General features: G+C 28.3%; 14 protein-coding genes. 11 read left to right on the top strand and 3 right to left on the bottom strand.

Annotated elements, in window-relative coordinates; all coding sequences use genetic code 11:
* Positions 1–11 precede the first annotated feature (11 nt).
* Genes ACKTTQ_RS10915 through ACKTTQ_RS10905 form a run of 3 tightly spaced genes read left to right on the top strand, consistent with a single transcriptional unit; the run spans position 12 to position 2,806 of the window.
* Positions 12–1,049 carry an alpha/beta hydrolase gene (locus ACKTTQ_RS10915; protein WP_299133753.1) on the top strand — a complete coding sequence of 346 codons (1,038 nt, stop codon included), beginning with the start codon at positions 12–14 and terminating at the stop codon, positions 1,047–1,049.
* Between the two features lie 2 nt (positions 1,050–1,051).
* Positions 1,052–1,963 (top strand): sterol desaturase family protein, encoded by a 912-nt coding sequence (locus tag ACKTTQ_RS10910; RefSeq protein ID WP_218131774.1) that lies wholly within the window; start codon positions 1,052–1,054, stop codon positions 1,961–1,963.
* Between the two features lie 12 nt (positions 1,964–1,975).
* On the top strand, positions 1,976–2,806 hold the full coding sequence (locus ACKTTQ_RS10905; RefSeq protein WP_093871105.1) for a crotonase/enoyl-CoA hydratase family protein: 831 nt from the start codon (positions 1,976–1,978) through the stop codon (positions 2,804–2,806).
* A 10-nt stretch (positions 2,807–2,816) separates the two neighbouring features.
* Here ACKTTQ_RS10905 and ACKTTQ_RS10900 read toward each other — a convergent pair whose 3' ends face one another.
* The gene (locus ACKTTQ_RS10900) at positions 2,817–3,770 is read right to left on the bottom strand and encodes a helix-turn-helix domain-containing protein (RefSeq protein WP_093871106.1); all 954 of its coding nucleotides are present in this window, start codon (positions 3,768–3,770) and stop codon (positions 2,817–2,819) included.
* Between the two features lie 105 nt (positions 3,771–3,875).
* Here ACKTTQ_RS10900 and ACKTTQ_RS10895 point away from each other — a divergent pair, with 105 nt between their 5' ends.
* The 8 genes from ACKTTQ_RS10895 (at position 3,876) to ACKTTQ_RS10860 (ending at position 16,190) form a co-directional block, all read left to right on the top strand.
* Positions 3,876–4,766 carry an MBL fold metallo-hydrolase gene (locus tag ACKTTQ_RS10895; protein WP_408049217.1) on the top strand — a complete coding sequence of 297 codons (891 nt, stop codon included), beginning with the start codon at positions 3,876–3,878 and terminating at the stop codon, positions 4,764–4,766.
* Between the two features lie 265 nt (positions 4,767–5,031).
* Entirely contained in the window at positions 5,032–8,304 is a 3,273-nt protein-coding gene (locus ACKTTQ_RS10890) for a SusC/RagA family TonB-linked outer membrane protein (protein ID WP_408049216.1), read from the top strand.
* A gap of 18 nt (positions 8,305–8,322) precedes the next feature.
* Positions 8,323–9,708 (top strand): SusD/RagB family nutrient-binding outer membrane lipoprotein, encoded by a 1,386-nt coding sequence (locus ACKTTQ_RS10885; RefSeq protein WP_408049215.1) that lies wholly within the window; start codon positions 8,323–8,325, stop codon positions 9,706–9,708.
* A gap of 45 nt (positions 9,709–9,753) precedes the next feature.
* Positions 9,754–10,902 (top strand): phosphoglyceromutase, encoded by a 1,149-nt coding sequence (locus ACKTTQ_RS10880; protein WP_408049214.1) that lies wholly within the window; start codon positions 9,754–9,756, stop codon positions 10,900–10,902.
* A gap of 66 nt (positions 10,903–10,968) precedes the next feature.
* Entirely contained in the window at positions 10,969–12,231 is a 1,263-nt protein-coding gene (locus ACKTTQ_RS10875; RefSeq protein ID WP_408049213.1) for a DUF5690 family protein, read from the top strand.
* Positions 12,221–13,375: a TIGR03364 family FAD-dependent oxidoreductase gene (locus tag ACKTTQ_RS10870; protein ID WP_408049212.1), complete on the top strand. Its 1,155-nt coding sequence runs from the start codon at positions 12,221–12,223 to the stop codon at positions 13,373–13,375. The genes ACKTTQ_RS10875 and ACKTTQ_RS10870 overlap by 11 nt, the downstream gene beginning before the upstream one ends.
* A gap of 1 nt (position 13,376) precedes the next feature.
* Complete coding sequence (locus ACKTTQ_RS10865) at positions 13,377–14,057, top strand: phosphonatase-like hydrolase (RefSeq protein WP_408049211.1); 681 nt, start codon at positions 13,377–13,379, stop codon at positions 14,055–14,057.
* 312 nt (positions 14,058–14,369) lie between these two features.
* On the top strand, positions 14,370–16,190 hold the full coding sequence (locus ACKTTQ_RS10860; protein ID WP_408049210.1) for an alkaline phosphatase family protein: 1,821 nt from the start codon (positions 14,370–14,372) through the stop codon (positions 16,188–16,190).
* 84 nt (positions 16,191–16,274) lie between these two features.
* Here the strand turns inward: ACKTTQ_RS10860 and ACKTTQ_RS10855 are convergent, their stop codons facing one another.
* Together ACKTTQ_RS10855 and ACKTTQ_RS10850 are read right to left on the bottom strand one after the other, a co-directional pair.
* Positions 16,275–16,850, bottom strand: a complete 576-nt coding sequence (locus ACKTTQ_RS10855) for a helix-turn-helix domain-containing protein (RefSeq protein ID WP_408049209.1) — start codon at positions 16,848–16,850, stop codon at positions 16,275–16,277.
* Positions 16,851–16,923: 73 nt separating this feature from the next.
* Complete coding sequence (locus tag ACKTTQ_RS10850; protein ID WP_408049208.1) at positions 16,924–17,703, bottom strand: hypothetical protein; 780 nt, start codon at positions 17,701–17,703, stop codon at positions 16,924–16,926.
* Positions 17,704–17,750: the final 47 nt, after the last annotated feature.

The following is a 17,750-nucleotide window of genomic DNA, read 5'->3' as shown; positions in this document are numbered from 1 at the left end:
AACTACAAAAAATGAAAATTAAGTTAATCGTTTTATTGCTTGTTTTAAAAAGTGTAAACTCTTTTAGTCAAGTGAATTTAGCTGGTAGTTATGGTTTAGATCCAGTAGTGCAAATTTTTTTAGAAACCATTCATGCATATCAAGGGCCACCTATTCAAGAACTTCCTTTAAATATAGCAAGGCAAGCTATGGAAGATTTACAAAAAGAGGTGTCTGTGAATCAATATGTGTTTATAGAACATAAATCAATTCCATTTTTAGATAGAGAATTAAACATTAAAATAATAAGGCCTAAAAAAAGAAAGCGAAAACGGTTACCGGTAGTTGTTTATTTTCACGGTGGTGGATGGATTTTAAATAGTTTTTCTACTCATAAAAGACTGTTAGCTGATATTGCTTTAAAAGCTGAGGTTGCCGTTGTCTTTGTTGAATATTCTAGAGCACCAGAGGTAAAATATCCAATAGCAAATGAAGAAGGGTACGCTACATTGTTATGGTTGGAAAAGGAAGGAAAAAAGAATAAGTTAGATTCAAGTAATATTATTGTATGCGGAGACAGTGTAGGAGGTAATATGGCTACGGTAGTTGCTATGATGGCAAAAAATAAAAAAAGTCCTAATTTATTAGCACAAATATTATTATACCCAGTTACGAATGCTAATTTTAATACACAATCTTATGAAAAGTTTTCAAAAGGGCATTATTTGTCTAGAGATGCAATGATTTGGTTTTGGAACTCTTATGCTCCTCAAATGGAGCTTAGAAATCTACCTACTGTTTCACCATTAAAAGCTACAAAAGAAGAATTGAAAGGACTTCCAAGAGCATTAATAATCACTGCTGAAAATGATGTACTAAGAGATGAAGGAGAATCGTATGCTAAAAAATTAAGAGAAGCAAATGTACCAGTAATATCTACTCGTTATGGGGGGACTATTCATGATTTTATTGTGTTAAATGCTTTAAAAGAAACTGAAGCTTCAAAAGCCGCTTTAAATCAAATATGTACGTTTTTAAAAAATACTTTTTCAAAAAAAAGAGATAAATAATTATGAATTTATTATCCATTGAAACCATGGTAGGCCAACTACAACATATGAGTTTAATAGTACTTATATTAATGCTAGTTGAATGGGGAATACTTATAATAACAAATTACGTTGAAAGTAAAAAAGAAGGAATTGTAAGTATAATATCATATTTAATTCAAAGTATACCTTATTTTTTACTTTCAAAAGTTATGATTGTTGGTACCATGTTCTGGCTATATGAACATCGTTTTTTTGATCTTAATTTTGAGTGGTATGTGTGGATTGTAGGGTATTTATTATATGATTTTACAGTGTTTTTTATTCATTTTTTAGGCCATAAAGTTCGAGTTTTATGGTGTATACATGGAGTTCATCATACTGCAGAAGATATGAATTTAACAGTGGTTGCTAGAGGCTCTATTTTCGACTTTGTTTTTACTCCTTTTAATTTCATATGGCTTCCTATTCTAGGTTTTCATCCACTAATGATTTTTATTATTGAGCCTATTGCACGTTTGTATGCTACATATTCACATTTAAGTGAAAAATTTATGGGCAAACATTATTGGTTAGAAAAAATATTTATAACCCCTTCTGTACATAGAGTACATCATGCAAAAAACCATATTTATTTAGATAGAAATTACGGAGAAACATTTAGTATTTGGGATCGAATTTTTAGAACATTTCAAACTGAATTAAAAGATGAGCAAATTTTATATGGAATAATGCATGATAAGTTAGATAGCGAAAACATATGGCATGTACAGTTTTTATTGTGGAAAGAATTATGGTCAGATGTAGTTAAAGCACCTAAGTTATTAGATAAAGTTAAATATGTTTTTATGCCTCCTGGTTGGAATCATCTTGATGGAGGTAAAAAAGCAAGAGAATATCGAGATGAAGCATGGTTAAGCAAACAAAAAGCATAAAAAGAATTGATAATGTTAAATGAATATAAAAATATAGAAGTAAATTATTTTCCTGAACATGAATTGGTGTTGTGGAAAATAAAAACAGAAGGAATACCTAATTTTTCATTAGCTATCTTAAAAGAATTTCAAAGATTTTCTAAAGATCTTCAAATAATGTTTTCTGATAAATCGTATCCCTTAAAATATATTGTATCATCATCTAGTCACCAAGAAGTATATAATTTAGGAGGAGATTTACCTTTCTTTTTTAAAAGTATTAAAAATAGAGAAAAGAAAAAATTAGAAGAGTATGCTTATTTGTGTATAGATGCCATTTATAATATTTATACATCATTTAATTTACCTGTTTTAAATATAACTCTTGTTGAAGGAAATGCATATGGTGGAGGATTTGAATGTGTTTTAGCACATGATATAATTTTAGCAAATACAAAAGCTAAGTTTTGTTTACCAGAAAACAAGTTTAACCTTTTTCCAGGAATGGGAGCTTATAGTTTTTTATGCAGGAAATTAAACATTAAAACAGCCACAGAAATATTATATAGTGGTAAAGTGTATACCGCTAAAGATATGGAAGAATATGCATTGCTAGATAGTATTGAAGAAGAGGAGGGAATGCAAACTATTGTGAAGTATATAAAAAAAAACAATAGCAGTTTTAATTTTAAATATTGTCATTATAAAAACATTAAGAAGGTATTTCCATTACAAAAGAAAGAATTATTAGATATAACTGATACTTGGGTTGATGCTTGTTTAAACATGCAACCGGAAGATTTAAGAAGAATGGAATTAATTATTAATGCACAAAAAAGAAAATTAAAACAAGTGGTTAAATAAAAACAATATGTTAAACCTCACAATAAGTGTTTCTGTATTGCTTAGGTGTTAAACTACTATTTTTTTTAAAAGCAGCAGAGAAATGAGTGGGGTTTTTATAACCAACGATATCTGATATTTCATAAATAGGTTTGGTAGTATGTAAAAGCAACTCTTTAGCCTTATTCATTCTCATGGAAGTTGAAAACTCTGAAATAGTACTATTAAAAATACGTTTAAATTCTTTTTTTAATACAGTATCATTTAATAAAACCTTTTTTGATAATTTTTTAATAGAAAATTGTTCATTTAAATTAGAAGAAATTATACTTTTAACTGTGTATAATTTTTTCACTAAGCTTTCAGTACCATTATTTTCCTTCTTTTGTTGTTCAACTTGTAATGATACTAGCTCTAATACTTTGGCTTCTAAAAATAAACGTTTCAAAATACCCACTCTATTATCAGTTAAAAGTTCAGTCAAAATATTTTGAGTTTTATCACAAATAGGAATAATAAAACTATTACAATTATTTTTATTAGTTGACTCTTGTACTGTAGAAAACAAACTGATTAATTGATGCTTCTTTATAAACTCATAAAAAAGTTTAATTTTTACTTCTCTTACTACTACATTTTTATAATATTTTACAAATCCGTTGAGATTTTCAGAAAAAGATAAGAATGTTTCCTGTTCTTCATGTACCAAATCTTCACCAGTATGTTTACAATTAATTATTTTTCCACCTTGAGTTAATATTGATACCTCTAACGTATTAACAAGAGGTTTAGACTCAAAAATATAATTTTCATTAAAATTTCCGTGAAAGTATTCAATAAAAAGTCCGTCAAAAGAATGACTAACTAATGTTCCTTTGCCATATTTTTGACTAATCGAGTAGTGTTTTGAATAAATTCCACAATTATTATATACTTTTTCTTCTTGAAGAATAGTATTAAAAGTAGTTTTAGTTTTTTTTATCATTTGAAGGGTAGTAAAAAACACAAAAATAATATTTATTTAGTCTAAATAACTAAAAAAAGAACTAGTTTTTTAACCATATATTGTAAAGCATAAACTATTAAGGAAATGATTAAAATTAAAAGAATACTTCTTCTACTAATACTACTTATAAGTATAAAGGGAATTTCACAAAAAAAAGAGATTCAAATAATACCCCATAAATTAACAGATAATATTTACATGTTAAAAGGTATGGGAGGAAATATAGGTATATTCATTTCTGATAAAGAAGTGTTTATGATTGATAGTCAGTTTAAACAAGTGTCAAGTAAAATAATAGCAGCAATAAAAAAAATAACTGATAAACCTATTAAGTTTTTGGTAAACACCCATTGGCATGGAGATCATACTGGTGGTAATAGTAGTTTTAAAGATAAAGGGGCATTAATATTTTCACATGAAAATGTACGTAAAAGAATGCAAAAAGTTCAGGTAGTTAGGGGGAGGACAGTACAGCCGTCTGCAGAAAAACAATTACCGATAGTGACATTTTCAAGAGATATGATGTTACACTTAAATGGTGAAGATATTCTTATTTCACATGTTCATAATGCACATACTGATGGTGATGCACATGTTTACTTTATGACCAGTAATATTATACATATGGGAGACACTTATTTTCAAGGAAAATTCCCGTTTATAGATTTAGATAATGGTGGAAGTATTGATGGTTATATAGCATCAGCTAACAAAGTGTTATTATTAGCAGATGATAAAACAAAAATTATTCCTGGACATAGAAGTATAGCTACTAAAAATGAATTAAAGACATATGTTAAAATGCTTACTACCGTAAGAGACAGAATAGCTAAAGCTATAGAAGAAGGAAAAACATTGGAAGATATTTCAAAAGATGAAGCTATAATTAATGACTACAAAAAAGAATATGGCGGTTGGTTTATTTCAGCAAAAGAAATGAGAGAAACAGTATATAAAAGTCTTATCAAACAATAAAAAAGTAAGTCACCAGTAATTTAGTTTTAAATAATGGCTATTCATATTTATATGAGTAGCCATTTTTAGTTTAATCATTTGCTATTAAATATTTAGCCTATTATTTAAGTATAGTCATACTATAAAACTTTACATAGTTAACTTAAAAATTACATAATAGTATCGATTCGTAAAAGTTTTCTTAACATAAAAAATATTTACAAATAATAAAAAAAATGTTGATTTGTGGTGTTATTTTTTAACTATTGTAAACAAAGAAAACAAGATGGCTAACAGAAAATTATTATTAACAATATTTACTTTTATAGTAAGTATAAGCTTTTATGCACAAAATGCCTCCATAAAAGGAGTTGTAAGTGATGGAACTTACCCATTACCAGGAGCAAGTGTTAAGGTTGTAAACACAGCAAAAGGTTCAAACACAGATTTTGATGGAAATTTCAAAATTGACAATGTAAAACCAGGAAATTTAGTTGTAAGTATTTCTTTTATAGGATATGAAACTAAGATAATAAATATTACTATTTCTCCAGGAGAAACTAAAAATATTGAAACAGTTATTTTAAAACAACTGTCTGAGCAGTTAAATGAAATTGTTATAACTGCACTAGGTATTAAGAAAGAAGAAAAATCTTTAGGATATTCGGTATCTACTCTAAAGCCAAAGGAATTAAATGAAGCAAAAGAAACGAATTTAGTAAATGCTTTAAACGGTAAGATTGCTGGTGTACAAATAACTAATGGATCATCAGGGGTTGGATCTTCATCAAGAGTTGTTATTCGTGGGGAAGTGTCTTTAAATTCGAGTAAAAATGGACCTCTATTTGTTGTAGATGGTATTCCTATTAATAATAGAACGTATTTAAGTACTATGCAGAACACAGGAGGGAGTGAAATGCAAGAAGTTGATTACGGAAATGGAGCAGCTGAGATTAATTCAGATGACATTGAAAGCATGAGTGTTTTAAAAGGTGCAAGTGCTACAGCATTATATGGATCTCGTGGTGCTAATGGAGTTATATTAATCAATACAAAATCTGTAAGAAGGAACAAAAAACTACAAGTTTCTGTAAACACAGGTTTAACAATGGAAAGTGTTTTACGTTTGCCTAAATACCAAAATAAATACGGTCAAGGTTGGGCAGGAGATTTTAAATATGTAGATGGTTTAAATAATTCATTAGGTTCTAATGATCAAGAGGATGTTTCATGGGGTCCACTTGCAAATGGACAACTAATAACACAATTTGATAGCCCAACAATTAATGGCTTAAGAGCTGGAGATATTTTTGCTAGAGGTTGGGTTAGAGATGCTGATGGACGAATAATTTCACCAAGTACAGCACCTAATGATATCATTGCAACACCATTTGAAGCAAAACCTAATAATGTTAAAGATTTTTTTAGAACAGGTTATACCTCTACTATAGGAGCATCAGTTGGTTTTGGAGGAGAAAAATCAGATATTCTATTTAGTTTAGGCTTACTAGATAACCAAGGTATAATTCCTAATACAGACTTAACTAGAAAATCATTTAGAGTTAATGGAAGCGTAGATGTAACTGATAAAATGAAACTTTCATTAAAAACTAATTATATTAATTCAAAAAGTAATAACCGTCCAAGCTCTGGGTACGGTTCTGAGTCTGCAATGTACATATTTACATGGTATGGAAGAACTGTAAATACAAATTCATTAAAAGAATACTGGCAAAGAGGTTATGAAGGCTTAGAGCAGTTTAATTATAATTATGCATGGCATGATAACCCATATTTCATGTTAAATGAAAATACAAATTCATTTGACAAGCATAGAATTTTAGGAAATATAAAGTTAGAATACCAATTTACTGATAATTTAAAATTACAAGCAAGAAGTGGTATGGATTATTATGCTGATAAGCGGGAATCAAAAAGAGCTTATAGTACTCAACGCTTTTTAAACGGAGCTTATAAAGATGAAAGAGTAGATTTTAAAGAAGTAAATACTGATGTGTTATTATCATATAAGAAAGACCTTAATGATTCTTTTGGATTGAGTGTTGATTTCGGAGGAAATATAATGCAACAAGAAGCTAATTTTTTATCTAATGTTGCTAATAAATTAGTAATTCCAGAAATTTATAATTTAAAAAATTCAGCACTGCCTTTAGTTACTGATCAATATAAATTAGAAAAAGAAATTAGAAGTATATATGGAGTTGTAGGATTGTCGTTTGATAACAAACTTTTTTTAGATATCACAGCTCGTAATGATTGGTCTTCAACATTGCCAGAAGATAATAACTCCTATTTTTATCCATCAGCATCATTAAGTGCAATTATGAGTGATATTTTTGAATTACCAGAGGCATTTAACTTTTTTAAATTAAGAGCGTCATGGGCAAAAGTAGGTAATGATACAGAACCTTATAATTTAAAAACACCATACCAATATCAACTTCCATATGCAGGGAATAGAACATTAAGTAGAGGAAATGTTTTATTAAATGAGAATTTGAAACCAGAACAAATTACTTCTTATGAAGTAGGAACAGATATACGAATGTTTGGGAATAGATTGAATTTAGATGTAACTTATTATAAATCAATATCAGAAGATCAAATTATTAGTGTTCCAATATCAAATACAGTAGGGTATCAACGACAAGTAATTAATGGAGGTAAAATTCAAAATCAAGGTATTGAAGCATTAGTTACTGTTAAGCCTATTAAAACTGATAACTTCCAGTGGGCATCAAGCATAAACTTCACAAAAAATGTTGGTAAAGTTTTAGAGTTACCTGAGGGTACTGGTGATGTATTAACCACAAATTTTGCTTCTGTGTATTCTGCTGAAGGATCAAAAGTTTTTATTCAAGCAAGAAAAGGGGAAAGGCTAGGTAATATGTATGGAAGAAGATTTAAACGTTATAACGGAAAAATAATATATAAAAATGGTACTCCTATAGTTGAAGATGAATTAAAGTTGCTAGGTAATTATAATCCTGATTTTTCAGTAGGTTTTAATAATTCATTCAATTATAAAGGTTTTTCTTTTTCTTTTTTAGTTGACTGGAAACAAGGTGGAACTTTAATATCAAGAACAAAACAAGTAGGTACTTACGCAGGTAACTTAGAAGGTTCACTTGATAGAAATGACTATAAAGACATTGTTCCTGATGGAGTAAAAGAAATGACAGATGGTTCTTATCAACCTTTAACTAGTGCTGATGCAATAGGGTGGTGGTCATACTATAAACCATTATACAATAGAAAAAGTAATCAAGAAACTGGAATTGTAGATGCAACTTATGTAAAATTAAGAGAAGTGAAATTCGGATATAATGTTCCTAATTCATTTGCTGAAAAATTAGGAATGGAAAGCTTAAGAATTTCATTAGTTGGAAGAAATTTAGCTTTATGGACTCCTTCTTCAAATCCACATTTTGATCCAGAGACATTAGCTTTACAAGGAAGTAATATTGTACCTGGTATAGAGGATGTATCGTACCCATCATCAAGAAGTTACGGAATTAACTTTTTATTTAAATTCTAATTCAAAAAAAATATTAAAATGAAAAAAAGTAATTTATTTAAAAGCATATTATTGGGGATAATTGTAGTTTTTTCCTCTTGTACTGATCTTACGGAATTGAATATCAATCCTAATGAACCAACTAAGCCTGAAGCAAGTTATTTGTTAACAAATGCATTATATACGATAGGAAATCAAACTGCAACTAACGGTTTTACATTTAGTAGTACATTAATGCAGTATCATGGTAAGTTTGATTTTAATGATGTAGATCAATACGAAATAGAAACCAATAGTGCTGTTTGGGTAACTAATTATAAGGTACTTGCTGACATGAATGATGTTATAAATGGAGATAAAACTAGCACATCTACTAAAGCAGTAGCTAAAATATTAAAAGCCGTAATAGGAGCAGAGTTAACAGATTTATATGGTCCTGTTCCATTTTTTGAAGCTGGAGATAAAAATAATTTAACTCCTAAATATGATCAACAAAAAGAAATTTATACAGCTACCAACGGAGTTTTAGATTTACTTTCTAAAGCAGTTTCAACACTTTCTACAGATAATTCAGCAATAGTTGGAGATATAATGTTCTCAGGAGAAAGAGAGCGTTGGATTAAATTAGCTAATGTTTTGCAATTACGTTATTTATTAAGAGTTAGTAGTAATTACCCTGCAGCTGCTACTAAAATTCAGCAAATTGTAGCTTCAGGAAATATTTTTTCATCAAATACAGATAATGCAATATTACCTTTTCAATCTGAACCGAATCATTGGTTTTTATCTAAAGTAAGAGATGGAGACTTTTCTTTATACAGTATAACTACAACAGTTCTAAAAATGTTGAAAGATAAAGATGATCCAAGATTAGCTTTTTACTTTAAACCCAATGATACAGGTAATTATGTAGGAATTGTACCAGGATCTAATGATAGAGCTGGTAACTATACAGGGTTAAGTAGTAATTTAAGAGCAGCAGATGTATTAGATATGGTATTTATAACTTACTATGAGCAAGAATTTATATTGGCAGAGGCTGCTTTAAAAGGATACATAACATCAAATGCTCAACAGCATTATGAAAATGCTATAAAAGCGAATTTTAACTATAAAAAAATAACTCTTCCTTCTGATTATTTATCAAACACTTCTAAAGGTTTATGGAAAGGAACTCTTGAGAACATTATAAATCAAAAATATTTAGCTAATATAATGTCAGGACATGAAGCATGGTTTGATTATAGAAGAACAGGTTTTCCTACGTTAAATCCAGCTTTAAATAATAGTAATAGCGATAAAATTCCTGTTAGATTTAAGTATCCAACAGAAGAAACTTTTACTAATAAAACAAATTACTCTCAAGCTTTAGGTTGGCTAAATAGTGGAAATGACTACAATTCTAAATCATGGTGGGATAAATAAAAAATTTAAACATTGCCCGTTATTTTTATAACGGGCATTTATATTATGAAACTAACAATAATTTATTTAGTTGTTTTTGTATCTATTCTAATAGGATGCAATACTCAAATTATAAAAGATAATAAGGAGATTAAAAAAGACGAAGATAAAAGTCAAAAAGTATTTTTAATTACTTTAGATGGAGTTCGTTGGCAAGAGCTTTTTACAGGAGCAGATTCATTATTAATTAATAATGCTAAATATACCAAAGACTCAGCTTATATAAAATCAAAATACTGGAAAACTTCACCAAATAAAAGAAAACAGTTATTATCACCTTTCTTTTGGAATAAAATAGCTAAAAATGGTCAGTTATATGGTAACAGAAAATATAGTAATAAAGTAAATTTAAAGAATACTCATTGGTTTTCTTATCCAGGATATAGTGAGATTTTATGTGGCTTTGCTGATGATTCAAGAATTAATAGTAACGATAAAGTAAATAATCCTAACAAAACAATTTTAGAATTAGTGAATAATTTACCAGATTATAAAGGTAAAGTAGGTGCTTTTGGAAGTTGGGATGTTTTTCCATATATAATTAATGAAGAAAGAAGTGGAATTTATGTTAATGCAGGATATAGAGAAGCTAAGGGAAAAGATTTAACAAAGAAGGAGAAGTATTTAAATGGGTTACAGAAACAGGCTATACAACCATGGAAAACAGTTAGACAAGATATGTTTACTCATAATTATGCACTCGAGTTTATAAAAAAGAGTAAACCTAAACTAGTATATATATCTTATGGCGAAACTGATGATTTTGCTCATGATGGAGATTACGCTCATTATTTATTAGCTATTGAAAATACAAATAACATGATTAAAGAATTATGGGAATATTGTCAATCTAATACATATTATAAAGGAAAAACCACATTTATAATAACAACAGACCATGGAAGGGGTACTGTACCATTAGAAAGTTGGAAAAGTCATGGTCAAAATTTAAAATATCATGGTCAAAATTTCACAGTAAAAGGTTCAGATGAGACTTGGTTAGCAGTTTCAGGGCCTAATATTGAAGCTAAAGGTGAAATGAAAAGTGAATTACAGTTATATAACAACCAAATAGCAAGTACTATTCAAAAATTGTTAAAAGTAAACGTTATTAGCGCTGAGGTTAATCAAGAAAATTTACCAATAATACAATAACAACACCATTTCTATTAACTTAAATAAGTTCAACGTTTATCGAGCTCGTTTGACTAAAAAAACACTATGAATATACGTTTTATACTACAAGCATCTTTAGCAGCATTTGGTACATATTTTTGTATGTATGCTTTCAGAAAACCTTTTACAGTAGCTACTTTTTCAAATGAAGTATTTTGGGGGATAGATTACAAAATACTATTAATTATTGCCCAAATAATAGGGTATACAATATCTAAATTTCTTGGAATAAAAGTGATTTCTGAAATGAAATCAAAAAAGAGAATACTATATTTAATTGGGTTTATTCTATTTGCTGAATTGGCTTTATTAGGTTTTGCTATTATTCCAGCACCTTATACAATCATATGTTTATTTTTAAATGGATTACCCTTAGGAATGATTTGGGGAATTGTTTTTTCTTATATAGAAGGACGTAAGGCATCTGAATTATTAGGGGTGATTTTATCATCTAGTTTTATAGTATCATCAGGGGTTGTGAAATCTATAGGGAAATGGACAATAGATGCTCTTAATGTTTCTGAAAACTGGATGCCTTTTGTAACTGGATTGTTATTTATAACACCTTTAGTTTTATTTGCTTTTTTATTAGAAAAATTACCACAACCAACAGAAGAGGATCAATTATTAAAAACAATTCGACAACCATTAAATAAGAATCAACGTAGAACTATATTTAAACAATATGCCACACCATTAACTCTTATTGTAATCTTTTTCATAACCTTAACTTCAATAAGAGATTTTAGAGACAATTTTGCACGTGAAATATGGGATGCATTAGGCTATAAAGACGCAACTATTTTTACAATATCTGAAATACCAATAGCCTTAACAGTTCTTTTTATATTAGGTTATATAGGTAGTATTACTACAAACTATAAAGCATTTATGTATTATCATTATGTATTAATTATAGGCTCAATATCAATACTAATTTCAACTTATTTATTTCAATTGGGAGTTATTTCACCTTTTATATGGATGATAATATCTGGGCTAGGTTTATATAGCTCATATGTACCGTTTAATGGAATATTTTTCGATAGAATGATTGCAACTTTTAAAATAAACGGAAATGTTGGTTTTTTAATATACATAGCAGATGCATTTGGATATTTAGGTAGTATTTTAATTTTAATATATAAAAACTTTGGAAAGGCTTCAATTTCCTGGTTATCATTTTTTATAGATTCATTATATATTTTAGGCTTTTTAGGTTTTCTAATAACGATATATAGCATCTACTTTTTTAAGAAAAAACAAAAAAAATCAATTACAATAAAGCAATTAGTTTATGAACAATAAATACGACTTATTAATCGTAGGAGGTGGTGTTTTAGGAACATTTCATGCATACCATGCACTAAAAAAAGGGCTACGAGTTGCAATTTTAGAAAAAAACAGTATCCCACAAGGTGCTACTGTTAGAAATTTTGGTCAAGTAGTGCCTTCTGGGATGAATCAGAAATGGCAAAACTATGGAAGAGAAAGTTTAAATATTTATAAAGAAATCCAAGATCAATTTGATATTTCAATTAGACAGAATGGTACCGTTTATTTAGCTTCTAATGATGATGAAGTACAATTAATAGAAGAATTACATCAAATTAATAAAAACAATAATTATAGTTCACAATTATTAACGAAACAACAATGTTTAGATAAGTATAGTGGACTTAAAAAAGAGTATTGTAAAGCAGGATTGTTTTTTCCAGATGAAGTAACAGTAGAGCCTAGGGTAATGATTAATCGTTTGCATATGTATATGCAAAAAGAGTTAAATGCTACCATTTTATTTAATACCTCAGTTGTTAATGTTGAAGAGTCAAATGGAGAAACAATTGTATATACAGCTGAAGGACAAACATACAAATCGGTTAAAACGATTATATGTAATGGTAATGATTTTAAAATGCTATTCCCTTCAATATACAATAAAAGTGATTTAGTAGTATCAAAATTGCAAATGATGCAAACTAAACCACAAATAAACTATCAATTAAAAGGTTCAATATTAACGGGATTAACAATTCGTAGGTATGAGGCTTTTGAAGAATGTTCGTCATGGAAAGATGTGAAAACGAAAGAAAGCCCGAATAGTTTTGAAAAAAAATATGGGATACATATATTATTTAAACAAGCTATGGATGGATCTGTTATTATTGGTGATTCTCATGAATATGCTTCAGCAAATAATATAGATAGTTTAGGGTTTGATTTAAAAGAAGAAATTGATGCTTTTATGATTAATGAAGCTAAAAAAATCATCGATTTACCTACTTATGAAATTCAACATAGATGGGCAGGTTTTTATAGTCAATGTAAAACAAAAGACCTATTTGAGCACACTATTGGAAGTAATATTCACATAGTAACAGGAATAGGCGGTAAAGGAATGACTGGTAGTGCTGGGTATTCAAAACAAAATATTATAGAATTATATAAATAGAATGATGTTAAAAGAGATTAAAATGGTTGTTTTTGATATGGCCGGAACAACAGTAAATGAGCAAAATGTAGTTTATAAAACATTACATAAAGCTATTATAGAGCATGGTGTAGAGATAAATTTAGGTTTAGTATTAAAAATAGGTGCAGGAAAAGAGAAGCATCAAGCTATAAAAGACATATTAAAGCATATAAAATCGAATAAAATAAATGAATCACTTGTAATATTCAATCGCTTTAAAATTTTATTAAATGAAGCTTATGAGAATTTAAATGTAATACCAATTGAAGGGGTAGAAGATGTATTATTAAAAATAAGAAATAAAAAGATAAAAGTTGTTCTAAATACTGGATACAGTAGAGAAATAGCTACTTTTTTACTTCAAAAACTTAAATGGGAAGAAAACAAACAATATGACTTATTATTAACAGCGACAGATGTTGAAAGAGGACGGCCACACCCAGATATGATATATAAAGCGATGAAAATTTTTAATATTGAAAATTCAAAACTTGTATTAAAAGCAGGAGATTCAGCAATTGATATAGAAGAAGGTAAAAATGCTAATTGTGGAATAACTGTAGGAGTATTATCTGGTGCACAAACGAAAGAACAATTAGAATCAATGAACCCTGATTTTATTGTAAACTCATTAGTTGATATAGATAATGTATCAATATAAATATGATTATTCAATTAAGTAAAAAATATAAAGAGTTATGGGGTATTTGTTTTCTTTTAAATCAATTTTTAAGTAGTTAGTAAGATACTCTTAAAATCACTAAAAAAGAATAAATGAAATTTTGAAAATACGTAAGATAGCTTAATTGAAATATGTCAATTCTTTAAATTAAATTATTGTAAAGTACTTGTTTTTAAATCATTGTTTAAATGTTACCTAAATTAAGTTTCTTTTAAGACTATAAAAAACCGTTGAATATTGTTTACTAATAGTATATTTTTGACGTATAAATTAACTAATGGTAAATAAATTATGAGAAAACCACCCTTCATTCAACAAGTTATTTTAATAACAATATTATTATTTATTGGATGTCAAAATGAGCACGAAATTCATCGTACAAAAGAAACAAAAAAAAGAGTAGTACTAGAAAAAACTTCTAAAAAAAAGAAAGTTTTATTAGTTGGAATTGATGGTTTGCAAATAGAAAAAATTAGTAATACAGCCACACCTAATCTCGATAAGTTATTAATAAAGAAAGGGTTTTCTGGAGGAATCACAGGAACAACTTCTGAACAAAAAACTAAAAGTGGACCAGGTTGGACAACTATTTTAACAGGAGTATGGTTAAATAAACATGGAGTACCAAACAATAGTAGCTCACATAAGTCTAAAGTTAAAAGCGTTTTTCAATTTATAAAAGAACATGATAATAATTTAGAAACAGCAAGTGTTGCTACTTGGTCACCTATTCATGATTTTTTAAGAGATCAATTACAGTTTATAAATTATAAACATCAGGGAGGTAGTGATGATAATGCGGTTAAAAATTCTGTCAATGAGCTTACAAATCACAATCCAGATTTTCTTTTTGTTCATTTAGATGAGGTAGATGGAGTTGGCCATTCAAGTGGATTTGGTTCAAGCTATAATAGTGCTATTTCAAGAGCAGACAAACGATTAGGTACAATAATGAATGCTGTAGAAAATAGAATAAATACAAAAAATGAAGACTGGCTTATTATTGTTACTACTGATCACGGAAGAGAAAATAGTGGGTATGGCCATGGAAATCAAACAACTTCTGAAAAAACAATTTTTGTAGGAATGAATAAACTAGGGAATGCAGAATTTAATAATTACATAGGAACTATACCTAATAAAGATTTTAATGGTATTTATGGAAATATTGCACAAACTTCAATTATTCCAACTGTATTAACACATTTAAATATTCCAATAAAAAAAGAATGGCAATTAACATCAACATCTTTAATAGGTGAGGTAGGAGCTCAAAAAGTAATGATGAAAAATTCGAATACTTTGTATTGGCATGCTTCTTCATCAGGCAACATAGAAATTTATAGAAACAATCAATTTTTAACAAGTGTAAATAGTTTACAAGGATACTATGTAGATACTGCACTTTCTAAAGGAGATACTAATTATACGTTGTTATTAAACGGACAAACTAGTTCCGTAACTATAAACAATACAAATATTATTGCTGGTTTAGACTGGAATGATTTTATAAATAATAAAGCTTACTTTTTTAGAGATGATATAAAGTATGTTCGTTATAATAAAACATTAGATAAAGCTGATAGTGGGTATCCAATACAAACTAATAATTCCTCTTGGCCAGGTCTTGGAAACTATAAAAATTTAATTAGTGCTGCCTTTAAATGGAGTAATCATAAGGGGTTTTTCTTTTTAAACGATGGACGATATATTAGATATGATATGAATACTGACACTGCAGATGCAGGGTATCCAATTACAGTAACAAATCAAAATTGGCCAGGTTTAGAAGCGTATGCTAAAAAAATTGTGGCTGCAATAAATTGGAATAACTCAAAAGCATATTTCTTTTTAAATGACGGAACGTACCTACGTTATAGTATTACAAATGATAAGGTAGATTCAGGATATCCAAAACTGATAAACAACTCTACATGGCCAGGGTTAGGTAATTATGGAGCTAAAATAACAGCAGCAGTAGATTGGAATTTAACCTATTGCTATTTCTTTTTAAATAACAATACTTATATTAAGTATAATAAAACACTAGATAAAGCAGTTTCAGGATACCCAAAACCGATAAACAACTCTACATGGCCAGGTTTAAAATAATAATAATTTAATATTCCCCTTTAATTAAAAAGCTCGTCGTTAGCAAAAGGTAAGATCTCAAACTAATGGCGATGCTTTTATTTTTTAGTTATTATCTGAAAAAAAATATAAAACAAGCATAATACAATCTTCATCACTAGTATTTACAGGAACATGTGGTAAACGACCATTAAAATAAAGAGAATCACCTTCAGAAACGATTACTTCAGTAGTATCTATTAAATAAGTACAAGTTCCTTTTATAATGTATTTAAATTCCCAAGCGTCAGTAATTACTTTTTCTCTTTTTGAATTTGGAGATACAGTTAACATTACAGCTTCAAAGCCAACTGCATGCATGCTTTTACCAAAAATTTGAAAATAAGTAAACCCTTTTGCTTCAACTTCTTTTTCTAAAAGTTGTTGTTCTTCTTTTTTAACATGAATATATTTAGCACCAGTTCTTTTTTCAATACCTTCAAAAAAGGTACTAGCATCAATATCTAAAGCAGAAATGAGCTCTAAAAATACAGGTAAAGAAGGGATGGTTCTTCCGTTTTCAATCCTTGAAATTAATCCATTACTAACACCAGCATTACTAGCTAAATTGCTAATGGTTATGTTTTGTTTTTTACGTATTTCTTTAATACGTTTTCCAATATCTATTAAAAAATCATCCATATACTAAAGTAGACTCTATTTTTTTACTAAAGTACTTAAAAAGGATTCTTTAAAACAAATGAAAAAGTTATTTTTAATAATTAATCAAACCTTCCTGTTCTAAAATATATTCAGTAATTTCATCTAATTCTCTTTTAGTTTCAGGATGAATACCCCTTGCTGTAAAAAACTCACGTTTTCCTTGATTATTGCTACCATACCAGTAATTAGGAACACCTTCAGTAAAAAACTCCATATTTTTAGTAAGAACTACTTTTTTAAAACGAGCAATATCTATATGATACAATGTATCACTAATAGCTCCTTCTGTAGTGCAAGTTGTTCTTTCATAATGATCTTTATTCCATACAATGCAATTGCTAGTTTCGTAATTATAATAAAAGAAGAAAGGAATAGCAAGTATAGGAATTAGGGTAATTATAAATGATTTTTTATACTTAGTAATACAAATAAGGCAAATTTTCTTTTTTTTAGTAGAGTTTAAAAAGTCTTCATAATTTTTATAACTTAAATAATGAGCAATTAAATCTTTCAATTCTACTTTAGGATTACCAGCACCATTATTAATATTTCTTACATATTTATCATAATAATTTGAGAGAGTTTTTTTAGTTACTTGGTATTTGGGGTTAGGAGCATCATTTCCAAGATATTCATTTACAAAGTAAATAAAGCATCTACTTTGGGTTTTATTCTCAACGTTTTTATCTTTTCTTAAAGCCTCTAATAATTCAGTAAACAATTCTTTTAAAGGATTGTTTTTGTCTTTTCTAGTAGAGAAGCATTTAAATATATGTTTAATGCAAAAAAGAAAATCAACTTCATTTAGTATAGTTTTTATATCATTTCCCATGGTAGTCTGTTAGTTTTTCCAAAGGTAAAACGGATGGAAAAAGTATG

The sequence above is a fragment of the Tenacibaculum halocynthiae genome (assembly GCF_964512825.1).
GTDB classification, from domain to species: domain Bacteria; phylum Bacteroidota; class Bacteroidia; order Flavobacteriales; family Flavobacteriaceae; genus Polaribacter; species Polaribacter halocynthiae.
The sequence above is the reverse complement of the archived record's forward strand: the minus strand, read 5'-3'. Positions and strand labels throughout refer to the sequence as shown.

Coding starts and splice junctions, on each gene's coding strand:
- ACKTTQ_RS10915 (WP_299133753.1), top strand. CDS start 12: ATGAAAATTAAGTTAATCGTTTTATTGCTTGTTTTAAAAAGTGTAAAC.
- ACKTTQ_RS10910 (WP_218131774.1), top strand. CDS start 1,052: ATGAATTTATTATCCATTGAAACCATGGTAGGCCAACTACAACATATG.
- ACKTTQ_RS10905 (WP_093871105.1), top strand. CDS start 1,976: ATGTTAAATGAATATAAAAATATAGAAGTAAATTATTTTCCTGAACAT.
- ACKTTQ_RS10900 (WP_093871106.1), bottom strand. CDS start 3,770: ATGATAAAAAAAACTAAAACTACTTTTAATACTATTCTTCAAGAAGAA.
- ACKTTQ_RS10895 (WP_408049217.1), top strand. CDS start 3,876: ATGATTAAAATTAAAAGAATACTTCTTCTACTAATACTACTTATAAGT.
- ACKTTQ_RS10890 (WP_408049216.1), top strand. CDS start 5,032: ATGGCTAACAGAAAATTATTATTAACAATATTTACTTTTATAGTAAGT.
- ACKTTQ_RS10885 (WP_408049215.1), top strand. CDS start 8,323: ATGAAAAAAAGTAATTTATTTAAAAGCATATTATTGGGGATAATTGTA.
- ACKTTQ_RS10880 (WP_408049214.1), top strand. CDS start 9,754: ATGAAACTAACAATAATTTATTTAGTTGTTTTTGTATCTATTCTAATA.
- ACKTTQ_RS10875 (WP_408049213.1), top strand. CDS start 10,969: ATGAATATACGTTTTATACTACAAGCATCTTTAGCAGCATTTGGTACA.
- ACKTTQ_RS10870 (WP_408049212.1), top strand. CDS start 12,221: ATGAACAATAAATACGACTTATTAATCGTAGGAGGTGGTGTTTTAGGA.
- ACKTTQ_RS10865 (WP_408049211.1), top strand. CDS start 13,377: ATGATGTTAAAAGAGATTAAAATGGTTGTTTTTGATATGGCCGGAACA.
- ACKTTQ_RS10860 (WP_408049210.1), top strand. CDS start 14,370: ATGAGAAAACCACCCTTCATTCAACAAGTTATTTTAATAACAATATTA.
- ACKTTQ_RS10855 (WP_408049209.1), bottom strand. CDS start 16,850: ATGGATGATTTTTTAATAGATATTGGAAAACGTATTAAAGAAATACGT.
- ACKTTQ_RS10850 (WP_408049208.1), bottom strand. CDS start 17,703: ATGGGAAATGATATAAAAACTATACTAAATGAAGTTGATTTTCTTTTT.